We start from the raw sequence: 16907 nt of genomic DNA on the forward strand, positions 1-16907 counted from the left end.
GCCGCACACCAAGTTCAAGGCCGAAGCCTACATCCTGACCAAGGAAGAGGGCGGTCGCCACACTCCGTTCTTCACCAACTACCGTCCGCAGTTCTACTTCCGCACCACCGACGTGACCGGTGTCGTGCACCTGCCGGAAGGCACCGAGATGGTGATGCCGGGCGACAACATCGCGATGGAAGTGCACCTGATCGTGCCGATCGCGATGGAAGAGAAGCTGCGCTTCGCCATCCGCGAAGGGGGCCGCACGGTGGGCGCCGGCGTCGTCGCCGCGATCATCGAGTAACCATCATCGCTCACGCCGAACGACAGCCGCGAGCACGTTTGATCGTGCTCGCGGCCTTTCTTTTTGCTCTGCTCGCGCCGGCGGCAGGTGAGGCGGCCTGCCCGGACCGGCCGCCATGCAAGGGCTGCGGCTGCAAAGGCGGCACCGGCTATCGCGCGCCGGACGGGCATTGCGTCGGCTTCCGCGAGCTCGACCGGGTCTGCGGCGCGCCGCCGACCCGCTGCGTGTTCGAGAATGCGCCGGGGACGGGCGCCAACCGGGATTGCGCGCTGGCGCCCCGATCACATCGCAAGTCCGGAACCGGTCCGGATGCCGTGCCTGTGGAACCTGTCGAATAGACCAAAGCCTAAGCGCGTATCCCACTTGCCAGCAGGGCACCGCCTGTGCTTCAAACGGCCCGTTCGGCGGCGACGCCGACGTAGGAGTGTAGCTCAATTGGTAGAGCACCGGTCTCCAAAACCGGGGGTCGCAGGTTCGAGCCCTGCCACTCCTGCCAGCGATCCGCTAAGCATCTGAATTCTCTAAAATAGTCGGTTAACGCCGGGGCTTGCGGGGTCGATTTTGGTCGCGCTGGCGGCGGCCGATTGCGGGCGATGCGCTGACGGAAGCGATAGCCTGGCCGTCGCGCGAGCCGGGTGTGCCTGATGCCTTTGCCGGGGCCGGGCTAAGCAGCCAACGTCTTTGCCTTGGCGCGGGGCTTTTCGTCGCGCGCCAGCCGCGCCTTGCGCTTCTTCCACCAGACATAGAGACCGGTATAGGCGCTGATCGCCAGCGCCAGCCCGACGAACGCGACGAAAACGCGATAGGGCAGGCCGAACACCTTGGCCATATGCAGCGATTGCAGCCAGCGGCTGACTGTGTCGCCGGAATAGGCGCCGGTCGGCATCCGGGAGCCGAGCAGGGCGCCAGTGCGGGCATCGACGAACACGCCGGTCTGGCCTCGGTCGCTCTGCACGTCTCGCGACGTGTTGGCGAAGTAGATGAACGCGTCGAAGCGGCGATTGTAGAACAGATGGCTGCGGAAATTGACGACGAAGCCTTGCTGCGCCGCCAGTTCGTCCATCGCGCGGGAGGCGATGTCGTAGGCTTGCGGCCAGCCGAGCAGCGGCTTGCTGGTGTCCGCTTTGCGCGGCTCCGGCGTCTTGCTGAACTCGAGGAAGGTCGACATCACCGGCGTATAGACCTCCTGCCGCAGATTGAGCATCACGCTCGACCACGCGAACAGGAACAGCACCGCCCACAGCCACAGGCCGGAGGCGCGGTGGACGTCATAATGCAGTCGATACGCGCTGGACTTGTGCTTGATCAGCCACGCCGGCAACCAGCGCTTCCAGAATGGTGAGATCCGCGGGAAGGTCGATACGATGCCGACCAGGCAGTTCACCGTCCACACCAGCGCGACGAGGCCGAAGAACCATTGGCCGTAGGGGGCCGGCAGCGCCAGCGCATAGTGCAGCTTGTAGATGAAGCCGATCAGCGTGGTGCGATCGAACGGCGTGGCGCCGTACTTGCGCACGCCGAGCAGACGCCCGTCATACGGATCGAGGAACGCCTGATCCGCATCGGGCTGTTGCGGATCGCTGCGCGTCAGATTGAACGGGACCGAACGATCCGGCGTCCGCAGAAACGGAAATCCGGTGACCTGATAACCCGGCAGTGCCGCAACCGCCCGGGCATGCAGCTCGAACGGATCGAGCAGCGCGGCGGGCCGTCCCTGTGCGTCGAGGCGCGGCTGCACCACATACTGCTCAGGATTGACGAGCGCCTCGAGCTCCTTCTCGAACGCCAAGAGGCTCCCGGTCACGCCGGCGACGATCAGAAACGCCGCTGCGAACAGGCCGGTCCATTTGTGGATGAAGACCGAAAACGAGATCATGCGGGCCATGCCGCAGCCTGCGCGCAGGCTGAGCGTGGGCTCCGTCCGGCTCTGCGCGCATCATCCGTCATCGTTGTCGTCTTCTTCCGGCTCAGAACCGGAACGTTGTCGAAGCCAAATAGGTGCGCGGTGCGCCGAGATAGATCTGCCTGTCCGACGCACTGGTCATCCAGTAGCTGCTGTTGCCGACATTCTCGATGGCGAAGCGCAGCGTGATCGGCTTGCCGTTCCAGGGCGAGGCGAAGGTGTAGCGCGCACCGAGATCGAACCGCGTCCAGGACGGCACCAGGAAGCGGTTGGCAGCGTCGGCATAGGCCTCGCCGAAGTGGATCGCGCGGCCGGTCAGGGTCAGGCCATCGGCGAACGGCGTGTCCCACTCGGTGCCGAGGCTGACCTGCACCTGCGGAATGCCGAGTGAGCGCTTGCCGTCGTTGATGCCGTTCTGCGTCTTGACCTGACGGGCATCCATGAACGACGCGCCGCCGAGCACGCGCCAGCCGGTCACGAGTTCGCCGAAGGTGTTGATTTCAACACCGCGGTTGCGGTTCTCGCCGTCCAGCGAGAAGATCGGCAATGGTGAGTTCGGAAGCGTGATCTGTGCCGGCTGCGAGATGTCGTAAGCGGCGACGGTGGTGGTGAAGCGGCCCCAATCGACCTTCACGCCCATCTCGTGCTGGACCGATTTGTACGGCGGGAACACCTGACCCTGGTTCTGGAAGCCGGCGTCCACGATCGTGCCCATCATCAGGCCTTCGATGTAGTTGGCGTACACCGAGACGTTCTCCAGCGGCTTGATCACGAGCATATAGGCCGGCGACCATGTGCCGGCGCTGTAGCTCGATGTCGGGGCCCCCGTGATCGTATTGAACGCGTCCGACGCGGCTTCCTGCCGGCGGATGCCCATCGTGAACTGGATGCGCTTGTTCAGCACCGACATCGTGTCGGCGATGCCGTAGCTGTTGAGTGAACTCACATTGGCCTTGACGACGTCGACTTGCGGAATCGTCTGGAAGGGGACAGGAGCCGGATTGTAGATATTGGAGGTCACCCGCGTGCCGACGCTCTGCGAGGCGTCGAGCTGGCCACTCCACAGCGTGGTGTTGAAGTTGACTTCATGCAGCACCGGACCAGTCTCGACCGTGGCCCGGAAGCCTGCCTGTTCGGTGTGGTTGTGGCGGTTCTGCCGATTGACGAACGGCGTCGACGTGGTGTCGCCGAGGGCATTGACGATGGTCGGGTTGGAGATCGTCGAGGTGATGGAATTTTCGAAGAAGCCGCCGCCGCCATAGATCGTCAGCCAGTCGGTGACGTCGACTTCGGCCTGGAACAGCGCCGCGGTGTTGGTGCCCTTGATGCCGGTCCAGGTCGGAATCCAGAAATTGGTCGGGGAAGGCGGCGTCGGCACCGCAGTCAGGCTCGGGCTCAAGGTGTTGCGGCCGCTGAGGCCGTTGCCGCGGAAATCGTTGTAGAGCACGTCGGCGGAGACCCGCACGCGCTCGCCGCGATAATCCAGCGCCAGCGCGTGGCTCTGATCGCGCAGGCTCTGATTGTCCACCTCGGTGTTGCCGTCGCGATAGCTGCCGTTGTAGCGGATGCCGAATTCCTTGTGTTCGCCGTAGCGCTGGCCGACGTCGAGATGTACGCCGCCTTGCCCGCGCGACGCGAACGACGTCGTCACTTCGGCGATCGGCTCGTTGCGGGCGCGCTTCATCACGTAATTGATCGCGCCGCCGATCGAATCGTCCGGCGACTGACCATTGAGCAGGCCGCTGAGCCCCTTGATCACCTCGACGCGCTCGACCGCATCGATCAGGTTGAAGGTGTTGTTGCCCATCAGGCCGAAATAGCCGTTGATGCCGACCGCGGTGTTGCCGAGCAGGAAGCCGCGGATCACCGGTTGCTCGCGGCCGATATTGCGCGGCAGCGCCGAAGCGACGGCGGGGTCGTTGACCAGAACGTCCGCCAGCGTGCGCGCCTGCGTGTTCTCGACGAGCTCGCGGGTGTAGGTGGTCTGGTTGAACGGCGTATCGAGTACGCCGCGATTGCCGAGCAGACCGACCTGACCGCCGTTCGCGACCTGGCCGCCCGCATAAGACGGCGTCAGCGCACCGACTGTGCCGCGGCTGGGCACGACGTAGGGAACCGGAGCGACCGGCTGCAGCGGCGCCGCCGCAGCACGGCGGGGCGCGGCGCGAGGGGCCGATGCTTGGCGGGTGGGTTTGGCGCTCGGCTTGCTTTGCCGTGTCGGGGCTTCGACGCTGATCGCGGGGAGTGTCGACTGCGCCTGCGCCGGGCCGACGAAATCGATCGCAAGTGATACAGTCACGAATGACAAAGTGAGACGGCTCACAGCACCAAGGCACGCAACGCGAGCCACATTGTCGAGTATCACTTCCTTCGCCCCTCCCAGAAGACGCCAAGCGCATGTGTGTCTGATAGGATGCGGTCTACGAAAACGATCGCGGTCGCAAGATGGCCACGATTAGAACGCTTCGAAGTCGCGATGGCGCCGGCGTGACTTGGATGAAGAAAGTTCGGCCGCGAACGCGCCGCCGCGCTCGCGAAGGGGATGGTGTTGCTGGAATCATTCCGATCGCGACGCGCGGCAGCTCGCACGATCAGGCATCAGATCGCTGCGACCATCCGTCGCGTGTTGATGCGATCCGTCCGGTCGCACGCAGGCGCGGATGCGCCGATGTGCGCGCTGACATCGGCGGCGAGGTGGAGTGAGGCGCGCTACTGCGATTGTCGCACGGTGGAATTCGCAGCGCTGCCGCTAGAGCCAATCTAATTCGCTGGGTTTGCGACGAAATCGGGCGGCTGGTAACCGGATTGGTGGAGATGGCGTTCGCTCGGGGGGCGAAAGGTTGAGTGGCGTTCGTTCGATGACCGATTTGACCGAGAGTCTGGCGCATCTCTATGCCGACGAGCATCGGCGGCTCCAGCGGTTTCTGATTGCCCGCGGACTGTCTGCGAGCGCTGCCGCCGATATCGTGCAGGAGGCTTTCCTACGCCTGCTGCGTGCGCCGCGCGAAGAGGTCCGTGACCTCCGCAGCTATCTGTTCCGAACCACCGACAATCTGGCGATCGACGAGGCCCGCCGGCGTCGCCGCAATATATTGGCAACGGCTGTCGAACTCGACGAAGCGATCGCCGACCCGTCGCCGCTGCCCGATGCGGTGCTGATTTCCCATCAGGAATTCCGAGCGTTGCACGCTGCACTGGCCGCATTGCCGCCGCGCCCCCGCGAAGTGTTGATTCTCCACAAGTTCGAAGGAATGAGCTACGCCGACATCGCCGACCGGCTCGGAATCTCGAAAAATACCGTGATGGCGCACATGCTGAGAGCGATGCTTTGCCTCAAGGCCAGCTTCTCGGCAGAGGGGGGCGGTGCGGACGGCTCGTCGGTCCGGTGATGCCATCCCCCTGACGGATGCGGTTTCGCTGTTTTTCCTTCACTTGAACGTCTTCCGTGCCTAGCTACGCCCCGCATCGGCGATGTCTCCCACCGCATGACGGCGCAATTCCTCAATGTACGATCGTGTCACACGAGGCCGCATGAACAGATTGGACGGACCTGCGTCCATAGACGAGCAAGCGGTTCAGTGGTTCGTTATCCTTCGCGATGACGAGGCCACCGAGGAGGACCGCGCCGCCTTTGCGACGTGGCTGGCGGCTGATCCGGCCCACGAGGCTGCTTGGCGCTCGGTCGAGCGGATGTGGAGCGGCCTCGATGCCGTCGGACGGCGTCCGGCGCCGCGCAGCCCTCGGCGGCAGCGATCGAACCTGCCGAACCGCATCGCGGCGACTGTCGTGCTGTTGCTGGTGATGGCCGGTTTCGGCTGGCAGTTGCTGCCGGTTGGCCTGTTCGCGGACCATCGAACCGGCGTGGGCGAGCGCAAGACGGTCATGCTGCAGGATGGTTCGCAGGTCGAGCTGGCGACCTCGACGGCGATCGATGTCTCGTTCGGCGACACCGAGCGGCGCATCAAGCTGCTGACCGGAGAGGCATTCTTCGAGGTGGCGAAGGATCCCGGAAGGCCATTCATTGTTACGGCCGAAGGCGGCGAGGTGCGCGTGCTGGGCACCGCGTTCGACGTCAAGATTGCGAAAGACGTTATGGTCGCCGTCGCGCACAACACGGTTCAGGTCGGAACGCCAACGGCGACGCCGGTGAAAGTCGAAGCCGGTCACGAGGTTCGCTACGGCACCGGCGGCGTATCTGGTGTCACTGCGGCGGATCTCGATGCCGTACAGGCGTGGCGGCACAATCAACTGATCTTCCGCGACGTGCCCTTGGATGATGTGCTGGCCGACCTCGGCCGGTATCGGCGCGGTCCGATCGTGCTGTTCGGCGGTGCGCTCGGCAAGCGGCACGTCACGGCGGTGTTCGACACCGACGACGTGGATGCGGCGCTCGACACCATCGCTCAATCGCTGTCGCTGCGGGTTTATCGTGCCGCCGGCCTTCTGACTGTAATGATTCCAGGTCCAGAATCGCAAAAAGACGCGGTAGTCGAGTAACTACTTTGTCCAACTCCCCCGTCTTCATCGGAGCAGGCCGCTACACGCGGCCGAACGACGATGGGGGCCTTCGGGATGAGTTTGGATACAAAGTGCGTATGCTCTAATGGGCGACTGGCCGTTCTGTTGATGGCGGCGACGTTCTTGTCGACGGCCACGACGGTTGAACAATCCTACGCACAAGCTCCGCAACCATCACGCGCAGGCGCCGGCTCTCGCGAGCTCGACATCCAGGCTCAGCCGCTCGGGAGCGCGCTGATCGCATTCTCCCGTCAGTCGCGGCTGCAGATCTTCGTCGATCAAGCTCTGGTGGCGGGAAAGTCAGCGCCGGCGGTCCGCGGCGCGCTGACACCGTCTGCCGCGCTCGACCGGCTTCTGGTCGGGTCCGGGCTCTCCTATCGGTTCAAGCGTGGAGGCACCGTCACGATTGTCGGTCCGGTCAGCGCCAGCATGAACCAGATGCCGGCATCCGATGGATCGCTAATGCTCGATACGATCGACATCTCGGGTGGTCGCGGAACTCCGGCCGAGGTGCCATACCGCACGCCCGCGCCCGTGACCCAGATTACGCAGGAGAGCATCGAGCGCTTTCGGGGCAGCAGCCCGGCCGACATCTTCCGCGGTACGCCGGGTGTGATGTCGGGCGAAGCCAGGAACGGCGGCGGTTCGATCGACGTCAATATCCGGGGCATGCAGGGCATGGGCCGTGTCGCCGTCACGGTTGATGGCGCTGAAAACGGGCTGACGGTCTATCAGGGCTATCAGGGCATCTCGAACCGGACCTACGTCGATCCTGATCTTCTGGCCGGCGTCGACATCACCAAGGGCGCGGAGGTCTCGTCGCGGGGCATCGCCGGCACGGTGGCGATGCGCACGGTCGGCGCCGACGATGTCGTGAAGGCCGGTGAAAAATGGGGCGTGCTGGTCAAGAGCAGCTTCGGCACCAACACCGCCAACCCGCGACCGGGCGATCTCGGCGGTTATACCTGGCCGCGGCCCTATGTCAGCGATCCGCAGCCCTATCCGGTGCCGACGGCGCAGGCTTCCGGCCTCGACCGCCCCGGACTGTTCACTCCGACCAGTGGCTCGTTCAGCACCGTCGCGGCGATCAAGGAAGCAAACTACGATTTGCTGTGGGGCTACGCATACCGAAAGCAGGGCAACTATTTCGCCGGAAAGAACGGGCCGGGCGCGGGCGTCCTTGACACCGGGCCGCAGCCGCTCTGCTATTCGAGTGGCTTCTGCTATTACCCGCCGAGCCCGATCTCGTATGCACATGTCTACCAAAACACCGGTCTGACCAGCTATCGCGCTGGCGAGCAGGTCCTGAACACGCAACTCGAAACCGAATCGTATCTGGCCAAGGGCACTGTGCGATCCGACGACGGCCAGAGTCTGCAGATCGGCTACAACGGCTATCGTAGCAGGGCCGGTGACGTCATTGCCTCGTTGTTCTCCAGCGCTCAGAGCCAAGCGGTACAGCAGGCCCAGGAAGATGTGACCAAAGTCGATACCGGCACCGTCCGCTATCGTTGGAAGCCGGAGGACAACGGACTCGTCGACCTCAAAGCCAACATGTGGATGACCAACCTGACGTTGCTGACGCCGCCTCGGGTCAGCTTGGGAACCAACGTCAAGCCTGAGGATTTCGGTCTTCCGTACAACTACCTGCCGGGCAATCAAACCACGATGGGCGGCGGCGACCTCAGCAACAGGTCCCATCTGTCGTTGGAGCGCTTCGGTTCGCTCGATTTCGATTACGGTGCGTCATATGTCCAGGAAGCGACCAGGCCGACGCCGTTTACAAATCAGCTCAATGCCGGCATCCCGTCCCGAGAAGGCGCCAGGCAGGAGATCGCCGGTTTCGGTAAGGTCGCGTACAAGCCGGTCGATTGGCTCACGCTGAACGGCGGTCTCCGGTATTCGCATTACTGGTCTCAGGATCGGAGCACGATCACCAACGCCTCACAGATGAATCCGCAGCCGTCGCGTGACACCGGCGGATACAGTCCGTCCGCCGGAATCGTGGTCGAACCGATCAAGGACGCACAGTTCTACGTCAACTACTCCAGCGCCCTGCGCATGCCGACCCTGTTCGAATCGGTTGCCGGCTACAGTCTGATCCCCAACGCTGGTCTGCTTCCCGAGCGCTCCAACAATTGGGAGGCCGGCGTGAACCTCTTCAGAGAAGGGGGGTTCGCGCCCGCCGACAAGGCGATGATGAAGTTCGGCTACTTCAACTGGAATGTGTCGAACTACGTCGCCCGGATGAGCAAGTCGTTTGTGGATCCGACCTATGGCTACACCTATTCGGCCCTACAGGTTGTCAATATCGATCGTGCGCGCTTCGAAGGACTCGAATGGTCTGGCCGCTATCAGAGCGGCGGATTCACCGCAGAAGTCGCAGCGAATTACTATCTCAACGTCGAATATTGTCCGACTGCGGCCAATTGCGCCACCTCGACTCTGTCCGGCGACTATTCGGCTAATCAGGTGCCTCCAAAATATTCGGCGAACATCACGCTGTCGCAGAAATTGCTCGACGATGATCTGACGGTCGGTGGTCGTGCGAGTTATATCGGGCCGCGCTCGATCGGATACGGGGCGGTGCAGTATGGCGCGGCTGCCATCATCGCGCCGATTATCTGGCAGCCGTATTGGCTGGTCGATGTGTTCGCCGAGTATAAGCTCACAACGGATATCACCCTGCGTGCGACCGTCGAGAACTTGACGGATCAGTATTATGTCGACCCGCTCAGTCTGGTTCAGCAGCCGGGGCCGGGGCGCACGTTCCGCCTCGGTATGAGCGGGAAGTTCGGTGGCAGCGAGACGGTCACACCCGGATCTCTGACGCGCCTGTTCGCGCCGAGCGCAGCGGTTGCGAACTGGAGCGGCTTCCATGCCGGCATCAACACAGCCTACAACTCCGCGAAATTCGGTGGGACCATGACCGCGTTGGACGGGGCGGCCGACGGTCATGCCGCGAACGAAGCGCCCAATCAGCAGGTCGGCGCGCTGTCGTTCGGCTTGCACGCAGGCTACGACTATCAGTTCGCCAACCGGTTCATCGTCGGCATCGAGGCCGATGTCGCCAAGACTGAGATCGGTGCGTCGCAGGTGACTTTCGCGTCCGAAGGCGCCGCCTGCAACTGCGCGAACAACCTGGGCAGGATGCGGCAGTTCGAAGCCGTGCAGCAGAGCGAGATCAAATGGCTCTCCACCGTGCGCGGACGGCTCGGCTTCGCCGTCAACGATAGGCTGATGCTGTTTGCCAGCGGCGGTGTTGCTTTCATGAGGCAGGACGAGTCCCGGACGCAGTACCGTGCCGTCAATTCCGGAAACTTCGCGTGGCCGACGACGACCGTGGCGGCTTTCACCGAAGACAGTTCTCGTACCCGAGTGGGATATGTGATCGGCGGCGGCGGCGAATTCGCTGTGGGCGGTGCGTGGTCGATCAAGGCTGAGTATCTGCTAGCCCGGTTCACCGGCGAGGACTTCACCTTCGCCGACGCCAGAGCAGGCGTACTGCCGGGCAATTTCGTGACGCCGGCGACCTACGCGACGAACAACGGACGCAAGCTCAGCAGTAACGTGGATATCCCCATGGTCCGCGTCGGAGTCAACTATCGGTTTTGAGATCGACGAGAGCCGCAGCGACGCGGCAGCGCTGAGCGTTGCAGTGGTGCGGCTCACGAGATGCAAGGCGGGGTGGCCGCATCCTGCAGGTAGGAGAATTCTGAATGACAGCAACTGATAGCGCACTTGTCCTCAGTCGCTCGAAGCGGCTGAAGGCCGCGACGCAGGCGACGCACGAACGGCTGGACAGTGGGATCATGGCGCGGAGGCCGTTTTCGAGCCGCGAGCGATATGCGCTGTTTCTCCTTGTCCAGCATCGCTTTCACCAGGACGTCGACGCATTCTATCGCAGCGCCGCGCTGGGCGAATTGCTGCCGGCTCTGCTGGAACGACGGCGGCTCGAACTGATCGAGTTGGACCTTCGTGATCTCGGCGTTGCACCCGAGAATTCGCGCGCGACGTTCATGTCGATCGGCGAGCAGCCGATCGACATCCCGACTGCGCTGGGTTGGCTCTATGTGGCCGAGGGCTCCAACCTCGGTGCTGCGTTTCTGCTGAAGCAGGCCGGCAGCCTCGGTTTGTCGGAGACGTTCGGTGCGAGGCATCTCACTGCCGCTCCAGAGGGACGCGGCCTCCATTGGAGGACGTTCACCGCGGCCCTCGATGCAGCGCCGCTGTCGGCGATGGAGGAGGAGCGCGCGATCGCGGGCGCGCGTGCCGCGTATCAGCGCGTGCACAAGCTGGTGAACGAGGTGTTGGTCGTCGCCGCGGAATCCTCCCGAAGCCTTGAAACGGATGATGGCGATCCAACGAGGTCTCATCCTGACGTGAAGGAAGGTGAGGGATGACGGCAGTCCGTCGAATATCGATATGGGCATCACTTGCGCTGATCGGCGCATTGCTCGTCTGTGCGCCGGACGCAGCGGCACAGCAGCCCGGACCGGTACCTGCACCGTCTGCGCCGACGAGCGTGACCTCCCCGGAGAGTCCGAGCGTTGCGCCCGCCGCAGTTCCGGCCGGGGAGGGCGGTGGATCGGTGGCGCGGATCCCGCCGAAATCGGATCGCCACTCTGGTCTGCCGCACGATCTGTCCCCGGTTGGCATGTTCTTGGCAGCCGATTGGGTGGTGAAGGCCGTGATGATCGCGCTGCTGCTCGCCTCGTTTCTGAGCTGGACGATATGTGTGGCCAAAGCCGTCGAGGTGGCGTGCGCTAACGCCAGGGCGAAGCGCGCATTCAGGATCGTCGATCAATCGCTCGATCTGGACGAGGCGGTGCATCGCCTCAGCAAGCGAGGCGGCCCTGCCGTCTTCATGGTGCGCTCGGCGAGCGACGAGCTGCACCGCTCGTTGCCGGTGCTTGCCTATGCCGGCGAAACTGGCCTGAAGGATCGCGTGGTGTCTCGTCTGGCGCGCATCGAGGCGCAGGCCGGGCGCAGGCTGATGCGCGGCACTGGATTGCTTGCGACCGTCGGCGCGGTATCGCCCTTCGTCGGCCTGTTCGGCACGGTGTGGGGCATCATGAACGCCTTCATCGGGATTTCGCAGAGTCACACCACCAACCTCGCAGTGGTGGCGCCGGGCATCGCCGAAGCGCTGCTGGCGACGGCGTTTGGCCTAGTCGCCGCGATGCCGGCTGTCGTCATCTACAACGTCTTCGCACGCGCCATCTCCGGTTATCGCCAGATCTTGGCCGATGCTGCGGCCGGCGTGGAGCGGCTGATCAGCCTCGATTTGGATTTTCGCAAAATCCCGGACGAGCGCCGGACATCTTCGTCGATGTTGGCAGCAGAGTAAGAGTGGAGAAGTCCATGGCAGACAGCGTGAGAGAGTATGGCGGCGGCCAGTTCGATGACGATTGCGGGACCACGGTGCACCCTATCATTGACGTAATTCTGGTGCTCCTCATCATCTTCATGGTCGCGGCGCCACTCGTGACGGCTCATGTCGATCTTGGTTTGCTGACGTGGACATCGGAATCGACGCCGCGAGTCGGCAAGCCGCTCTATCTCACTCTGAACAGTGATCACACGCTGCGTATCGACGACAGCCCGGTCGCCCGTAAGGATCTACGGGCGACCATCGATCGCGCGGCCGGCGGCGACAAGAAAACCCGTGTCTTCGTTCGCGCCGACAGCAGGGTCGATTATGGAAGTCTGATGGAGGTGATGAATTTGCTGCGCGGCGCCGGCTATCTCAAACTTACGCTGGTCGGTCTCGAGCAAGTGGCCTTGCTACCTGCGCCCGCGTCCGTGCCGTGACCGACTTCAACAGCTCGATCAGCCGCCGGACCAAAGCTCTCGAAATGTTCGGTTGGTCGATGGCGGCGCTGCTGATGGTGGGGGCACATGCCGGCGCTGTGGTCTGGATGCTGCTGCCCGATCCGGTGGTCCCCGCGGAGAACTCGGCGCCGGCCGCCATCATGGTGGATATGGCGGCGGTGCCCGAAGCGATCGTCACGGCGAGAACCGATATCTCACCGGACCAGAAATCGGCCGATGACAGCCGGCCTCAAGCAGAGCAACGGCAGGAGCCGCCTCCGCTCGCCAAGCCGCCGGTCGAGCCGAATGAAACAGCACCAGCCAAGCAGACCAAGACGGAGGACAAGCCGCCGGTCGTCGAGACTGCGGAGGTGCCACTTCCGCGTCCCGAACCTCCGCGGGCGGTGACGCCCCCGGAGCCAAAGCCGACGCCGAAGAAGAAGCAGCGCCCACGCCCGCAGCGGGCTGCGGCCAATTCCCAGGCAATGCGGCAGGCGCAGCTCGAGGCGAGGCAGTCGGATCGGATAGCGGCTGCTCAGACCGCGTTCGGTGGGGCTTCGCAGTCCCCGGCGGATTGGCGGTCACGGCTGATGGCGCATCTGCAGCGCAGCAAGCGCTCGGTGTCGGCGGCCGCTGACCAAGGGAGGCGCCGGATCGCCTATGTGCACTTTGCGATCGATCAGTCCGGCAATGTCCGGTCGGTGAGATTGGTGCGGTCGTCGGGCTTTGCCGAGATCGACCGGGAGGCGCTCGCGCTGGTGCAGCGCGCATCTCCGGTTCCGCCGCCGCCGCCCGGTGCGAGCCGGAGCCTGACGGTGCCGGTCGGATTTGTCTCGGACTAGGCTCTCGGGGACGCTGTCGCAATGCCGACGACGGCAGCGCGGCCCGTGTAGGAGATTGGAATATTACGGCTTTTGGGATACCTGAAGGGAAGGTGGGAGCCCGTCGGCGGGGGGAGCGACAGCCGTTCGCAGCTTGACGTTCCAGCGATCTGGCCGTAAAAGGCCTCACTCGCTGCCGGCCCGTTTTGACGGATTTCCGGCGCGGCTTTGATTTCCCGAAAAACAGGGCCCGGTTGGCGGCTCATCCTGAAGCTGAGGGGTTCCTTGGCGAGGGTTGGGCGCAACAGGGCTGTCTGGCTTTCACAAACCCGATATCGAGACTGAACCGGATCACGCCATGGCCTTCAGCCCGTTCAAATTCCTGCAGGAAGTGCGGAGCGAAACCGCCAAGGTGACCTGGCCGACCCGCCGCGAGACCTCGATCACCACGATCATGGTGTTCGTGATGGTGGCGCTGGCTTCGATTTTCTTTTTTGCCGCCGATCAGGTGATCAGCATGCTGATCCGCCTGCTGCTCGGCGTCTAACGGCAGGCCCCGCCCTATGAGCATGCGCTGGTACATCGTCCACGCCTATTCGAACTTCGAGAAGAAGGTCGCCGAGTCGATCAAAGAGCAGGCCAAGCAGCGCGGCGTCGAGGACCTGTTCGAACAGGTGCTGGTGCCGACCGAGAAGGTCACCGAGGTGCGCCGCGGCCGCAAGGTCGATGCCGAGCGCAAGTTCTTCCCTGGCTACGTGCTGGTGAAGATGAACCTCACCGACGAAGCCTTCCACCTGATCAAGAACACCCCGAAGGTCACCGGCTTCCTCGGCGCCGAGAACAAGCCGATGCCGATTTCGGAGTCCGAGGCGATGCGCATTCTGCACCAGGTGCAGGAAGGCGTGGAGCGCCCGAAGGCGTCGGTGTCGTTCGAGATCGGCGAAAACGTCCGCGTCGCCGACGGCCCGTTCGCGTCGTTCTCCGGCGTGGTCGAGGAAATCGACGAGGCTCGCTCGCGCGTGAAGGTTGCGGTGTCGATCTTCGGCCGCGCGACCCCGGTCGAACTGGAATTCGGTCAGGTCGAGAAGGTCTGATCGTTCGAGGTCGTGGCAGGGCCTTGGCTCTCGCCATGACGTCATTGCCGGGCTTGACCCGGCAATCCATCTCCTTCGCGAGAGTTTTGCGAAGAGGATGGATGCCCGGATCAAGTCCGGGCATGACGGGAGAGAGCGGGGCGAGCGCCTTGCTCTGAGAAACGTGGGAGGCGTGCCGGTGATCGCCAGTCATCGGAAATCGCCCGACCACGAAACCTGAAACCGCCGGCTCGCCGGCAACAGGAGAGTTCAATGGCAAAGAAAGTGACCGGATACCTGAAGTTGCAGGTGCCGGCCGGAGCGGCGAACCCGTCGCCTCCGATCGGTCCCGCGCTTGGTCAGCGCGGCCTCAACATCATGGAGTTCTGCAAGGCGTTCAACGCGCAGACCCAGAAGGAAGAGAAGAACACGCCGATTCCGGTGGTGATCACGATCTACGCCGATCGGTCGTTCACCTTCGAGATGAAGACCCCGCCGATGTCCTACTTCCTCAAGCAGGCGGCCAAGATCCAGTCCGGCTCAAAAGCGCCGGGCCGCGACGTCGCCGGCAAGGTGACCTCCGCCCAGGTGCGCGAGATCGCCGAGAAGAAGATGAAGGATCTCAATTGCGACACCGTCGAGTCGGCCATGCGCATGGTCGAGGGTTCTGCCCGCTCGATGGGCCTGCAGGTCGAGGGGTAACGGATCATGGCAATCGGTAAGCGTCTGAAGAAGATCCGCGAAGGCATCGATCGCACCAAGCTGTATCCGCTCGACGAGGCGGTGAAGCTGATCAAGGAGCGCGCGATCTCGAAGTTCGACGAGACCATCGAGGTCGCGATCAACCTCGGCGTAGATCCCCGCCACGCCGACCAGATGGTCCGCGGCGTGGTCATGCTGCCGAACGGTACCGGCCGCACCGTGCGCGTCGGCGTGTTCGCCCGCGGCGCCAAGGCGGACGAAGCCAAGGCTGCGGGTGCCGACGTGGTCGGCGCGGAGGATCTGGTGGAGCAGGTTCAGGCCGGCAACATCAACTTCGACCGCTGCATCGCCACCCCGGACATGATGCCCCTGGTCGGCCGCCTCGGTAAGGTGCTCGGCCCGCGCGGCATGATGCCGAACCCGAAGATCGGCACGGTGACCATGGACGTCGCCGGCGCGGTCAAGGGCGCCAAGGGCGGTTCGGTCGAGTTCCGCGTCGAGAAGGCCGGTATCATCCAGGCCGGCGTCGGCAAGGCCTCGTTCGAAGCCGACAAGCTGGTGGAGAACATCAAGGCGCTCGCGGACGCGGTCAACAAGGCCAAGCCGAGCGGCGCCAAGGGCACCTACATTCAGCGCGTCGCGGTGTCCTCGACGATGGGCCCGGGCGTGAAGGTCGAGCCGGGCACCGTCCACTAAGTCCGTGCCCGGACGATCGACGATTTGAAAGAGGGCGGACGGGGCAACCCGTTCGCCCTTTTTGTTTGCTCGCAAACCAACAACAACAAACATGAGGGCAGGAATGGCCGACAAGGTTCTGGTGACGTCGCGGTTCGGCAGGTCGATGCTGGGGCGGTTCACCGAGCGCTTCGAACTGCTCGAGACCGCCGGCAAGCCGGCCGATCAGGTGTTCGGCGCCGCCGAGCTAGCCAATGTCCGCGCGCTGCTGACGATGGGCGGCCAGCCGCTCGGCCGCGCGACCTTCGACATGTTGCCGGCGCTCGGGGCGGTGGTCTGCTACGGCACCGGCTATGACGGCGTCGATCTGAAAGCCGCCGCCGAGCGCGGCATCGTGGTCGGCAACAGCCCGGCGGCGAATGCATCCGCCGTTGCTGATCTGGCGCTGGCCTTGCTGCTCGCCTTGATGCGCCGCGTGCTGCCGGCAGACGCTTATGTGCGCGCCGGCGGCTGGTCGGGCGCCAAGCCGTCACCGATGCTCAAGCCGCCGCGTGGGCTCACCGGCGCCAAGGTCGGCGTCTATGGCATCGGCGAGATCGGTTGCAAGATCGCTGCGCGCGTCGCCGGCTTCGAGACCGAGGTCGCTTATCACAGCCGCAGCCGGCACGACGTGCCGTATCGCTACATCGGCGACCTCGGTGAATTGGTCGACTGGTGCGACGTCCTGCTGGTCGCGGTCCGCGCCGGCCCCGACACCGAGAACATCATCGACGCGAAGATGCTGAAGCGGCTCGGGCCAAGTGGCGTGCTGGTGAACATCTCGCGCGGCTCGGTGATCGATCAGCCGGCCCTGATCGAAGCCCTTCGTGAGGGGGCCATCGCCGGCGCGGGCCTCGACGTCTACGCGCAGGAGCCTTACGCGCCGGATGCGCTGGCGGAGTTTCCGAACGTGGTGCTGACGCCGCATATCGGCGGCCATACCCTGGAGGCGCACGTCGCCATGCAGGATTGCGTAATCGCCAATCTGGCAGCGTATTTCGAGGGAAGGCCGCTGCCCTATCCGGTCGAAGGATAGTACCTAACGGCAGGTCCTCTTAACGCAACAGACCCGCTTT

General features: G+C 64.0%; 16 protein-coding genes and 1 tRNA gene. 15 read left to right on the forward strand and 2 right to left on the reverse strand.

Going from position 1 to position 16907, the window contains the following annotated elements; all coding sequences use genetic code 11:
- From DY468_RS08555 to DY468_RS08565, 3 genes are all read left to right on the forward strand, one after another.
- The coding region (locus tag DY468_RS08555) for an EF-Tu C-terminal domain-related protein (RefSeq protein WP_502706217.1) at positions 1–286 on the forward strand (286 nt) is incomplete at its 5' end.
- A gap of 44 nt (positions 287–330) precedes the next feature.
- Positions 331–624: a hypothetical protein gene (locus tag DY468_RS08560; protein ID WP_349644261.1), complete on the forward strand. Its 294-nt coding sequence runs from the start codon at positions 331–333 to the stop codon at positions 622–624.
- An 82-nt stretch (positions 625–706) separates the two neighbouring features.
- Positions 707–782: transfer RNA gene (locus DY468_RS08565), tRNA-Trp, on the forward strand.
- Between the two features lie 168 nt (positions 783–950).
- Here the strand turns inward: DY468_RS08565 and DY468_RS08570 are convergent.
- Positions 951–2162: a PepSY-associated TM helix domain-containing protein gene (locus tag DY468_RS08570; RefSeq protein WP_164604251.1), complete on the reverse strand. Its 1212-nt coding sequence runs from the start codon at positions 2160–2162 to the stop codon at positions 951–953.
- Between the two features lie 91 nt (positions 2163–2253).
- A complete protein-coding gene (locus DY468_RS08575; protein WP_164604253.1) occupies positions 2254–4488 on the reverse strand; it encodes a TonB-dependent receptor in 2235 nt (744 codons plus the stop codon).
- Positions 4489–5047: 559 nt separating this feature from the next.
- Between DY468_RS08575 and DY468_RS08580 the strand changes: the two genes are divergently transcribed.
- From DY468_RS08580 to DY468_RS08635, 12 genes are all read left to right on the forward strand, one after another.
- Complete coding sequence (locus DY468_RS08580) at positions 5048–5578, forward strand: RNA polymerase sigma factor (protein WP_164604255.1); 531 nt, start codon at positions 5048–5050, stop codon at positions 5576–5578.
- Between the two features lie 142 nt (positions 5579–5720).
- Positions 5721–6686, forward strand: coding sequence for a FecR family protein (locus tag DY468_RS08585; protein ID WP_164604257.1), 966 nt, complete (start codon positions 5721–5723; stop codon positions 6684–6686).
- A 129-nt stretch (positions 6687–6815) separates the two neighbouring features.
- Positions 6816–10322 (forward strand): TonB-dependent receptor domain-containing protein, encoded by a 3507-nt coding sequence (locus tag DY468_RS08590; RefSeq protein ID WP_246700926.1) that lies wholly within the window; start codon positions 6816–6818, stop codon positions 10320–10322.
- 104 nt (positions 10323–10426) lie between these two features.
- Positions 10427–11110, forward strand: coding sequence for a biliverdin-producing heme oxygenase (locus tag DY468_RS08595; RefSeq protein ID WP_164604261.1), 684 nt, complete (start codon positions 10427–10429; stop codon positions 11108–11110).
- Positions 11107–12057: a tonB-system energizer ExbB gene (exbB, locus tag DY468_RS08600; protein ID WP_164604263.1), complete on the forward strand. Its 951-nt coding sequence runs from the start codon at positions 11107–11109 to the stop codon at positions 12055–12057. Before DY468_RS08595 ends, exbB begins: the two co-directional genes overlap by 4 nt.
- A 14-nt stretch (positions 12058–12071) precedes the next feature.
- The gene (locus DY468_RS08605; RefSeq protein ID WP_164604265.1) at positions 12072–12521 is read left to right on the forward strand and encodes a biopolymer transporter ExbD; all 450 of its coding nucleotides are present in this window, start codon (positions 12072–12074) and stop codon (positions 12519–12521) included.
- Positions 12518–13363: an energy transducer TonB gene (locus DY468_RS08610; RefSeq protein ID WP_164604268.1), complete on the forward strand. Its 846-nt coding sequence runs from the start codon at positions 12518–12520 to the stop codon at positions 13361–13363. Before DY468_RS08605 ends, DY468_RS08610 begins: the two co-directional genes overlap by 4 nt.
- A 337-nt stretch (positions 13364–13700) precedes the next feature.
- Complete coding sequence (gene secE / locus DY468_RS08615) at positions 13701–13889, forward strand: preprotein translocase subunit SecE (protein WP_164604270.1); 189 nt, start codon at positions 13701–13703, stop codon at positions 13887–13889.
- Between the two features lie 16 nt (positions 13890–13905).
- Entirely contained in the window at positions 13906–14436 is a 531-nt protein-coding gene (nusG, locus tag DY468_RS08620) for a transcription termination/antitermination protein NusG (RefSeq protein WP_119857401.1), read from the forward strand.
- A 252-nt stretch (positions 14437–14688) separates the two neighbouring features.
- Positions 14689–15117, forward strand: a complete 429-nt coding sequence (rplK, locus tag DY468_RS08625) for a 50S ribosomal protein L11 (RefSeq protein ID WP_013501901.1) — start codon at positions 14689–14691, stop codon at positions 15115–15117.
- 6 nt (positions 15118–15123) lie between these two features.
- Positions 15124–15813 (forward strand): 50S ribosomal protein L1, encoded by a 690-nt coding sequence (gene rplA / locus DY468_RS08630; protein WP_110785902.1) that lies wholly within the window; start codon positions 15124–15126, stop codon positions 15811–15813.
- Positions 15814–15916: 103 nt separating this feature from the next.
- On the forward strand, positions 15917–16867 hold the full coding sequence (locus DY468_RS08635) for an NAD(P)-dependent oxidoreductase (RefSeq protein WP_164604272.1): 951 nt from the start codon (positions 15917–15919) through the stop codon (positions 16865–16867).
- Positions 16868–16907 lie beyond the last annotated feature (40 nt).

The sequence above is a fragment of the Rhodopseudomonas sp. BR0M22 genome, assembly GCF_010907035.1.
GTDB lineage: Bacteria > Pseudomonadota > Alphaproteobacteria > Rhizobiales > Xanthobacteraceae > Rhodopseudomonas.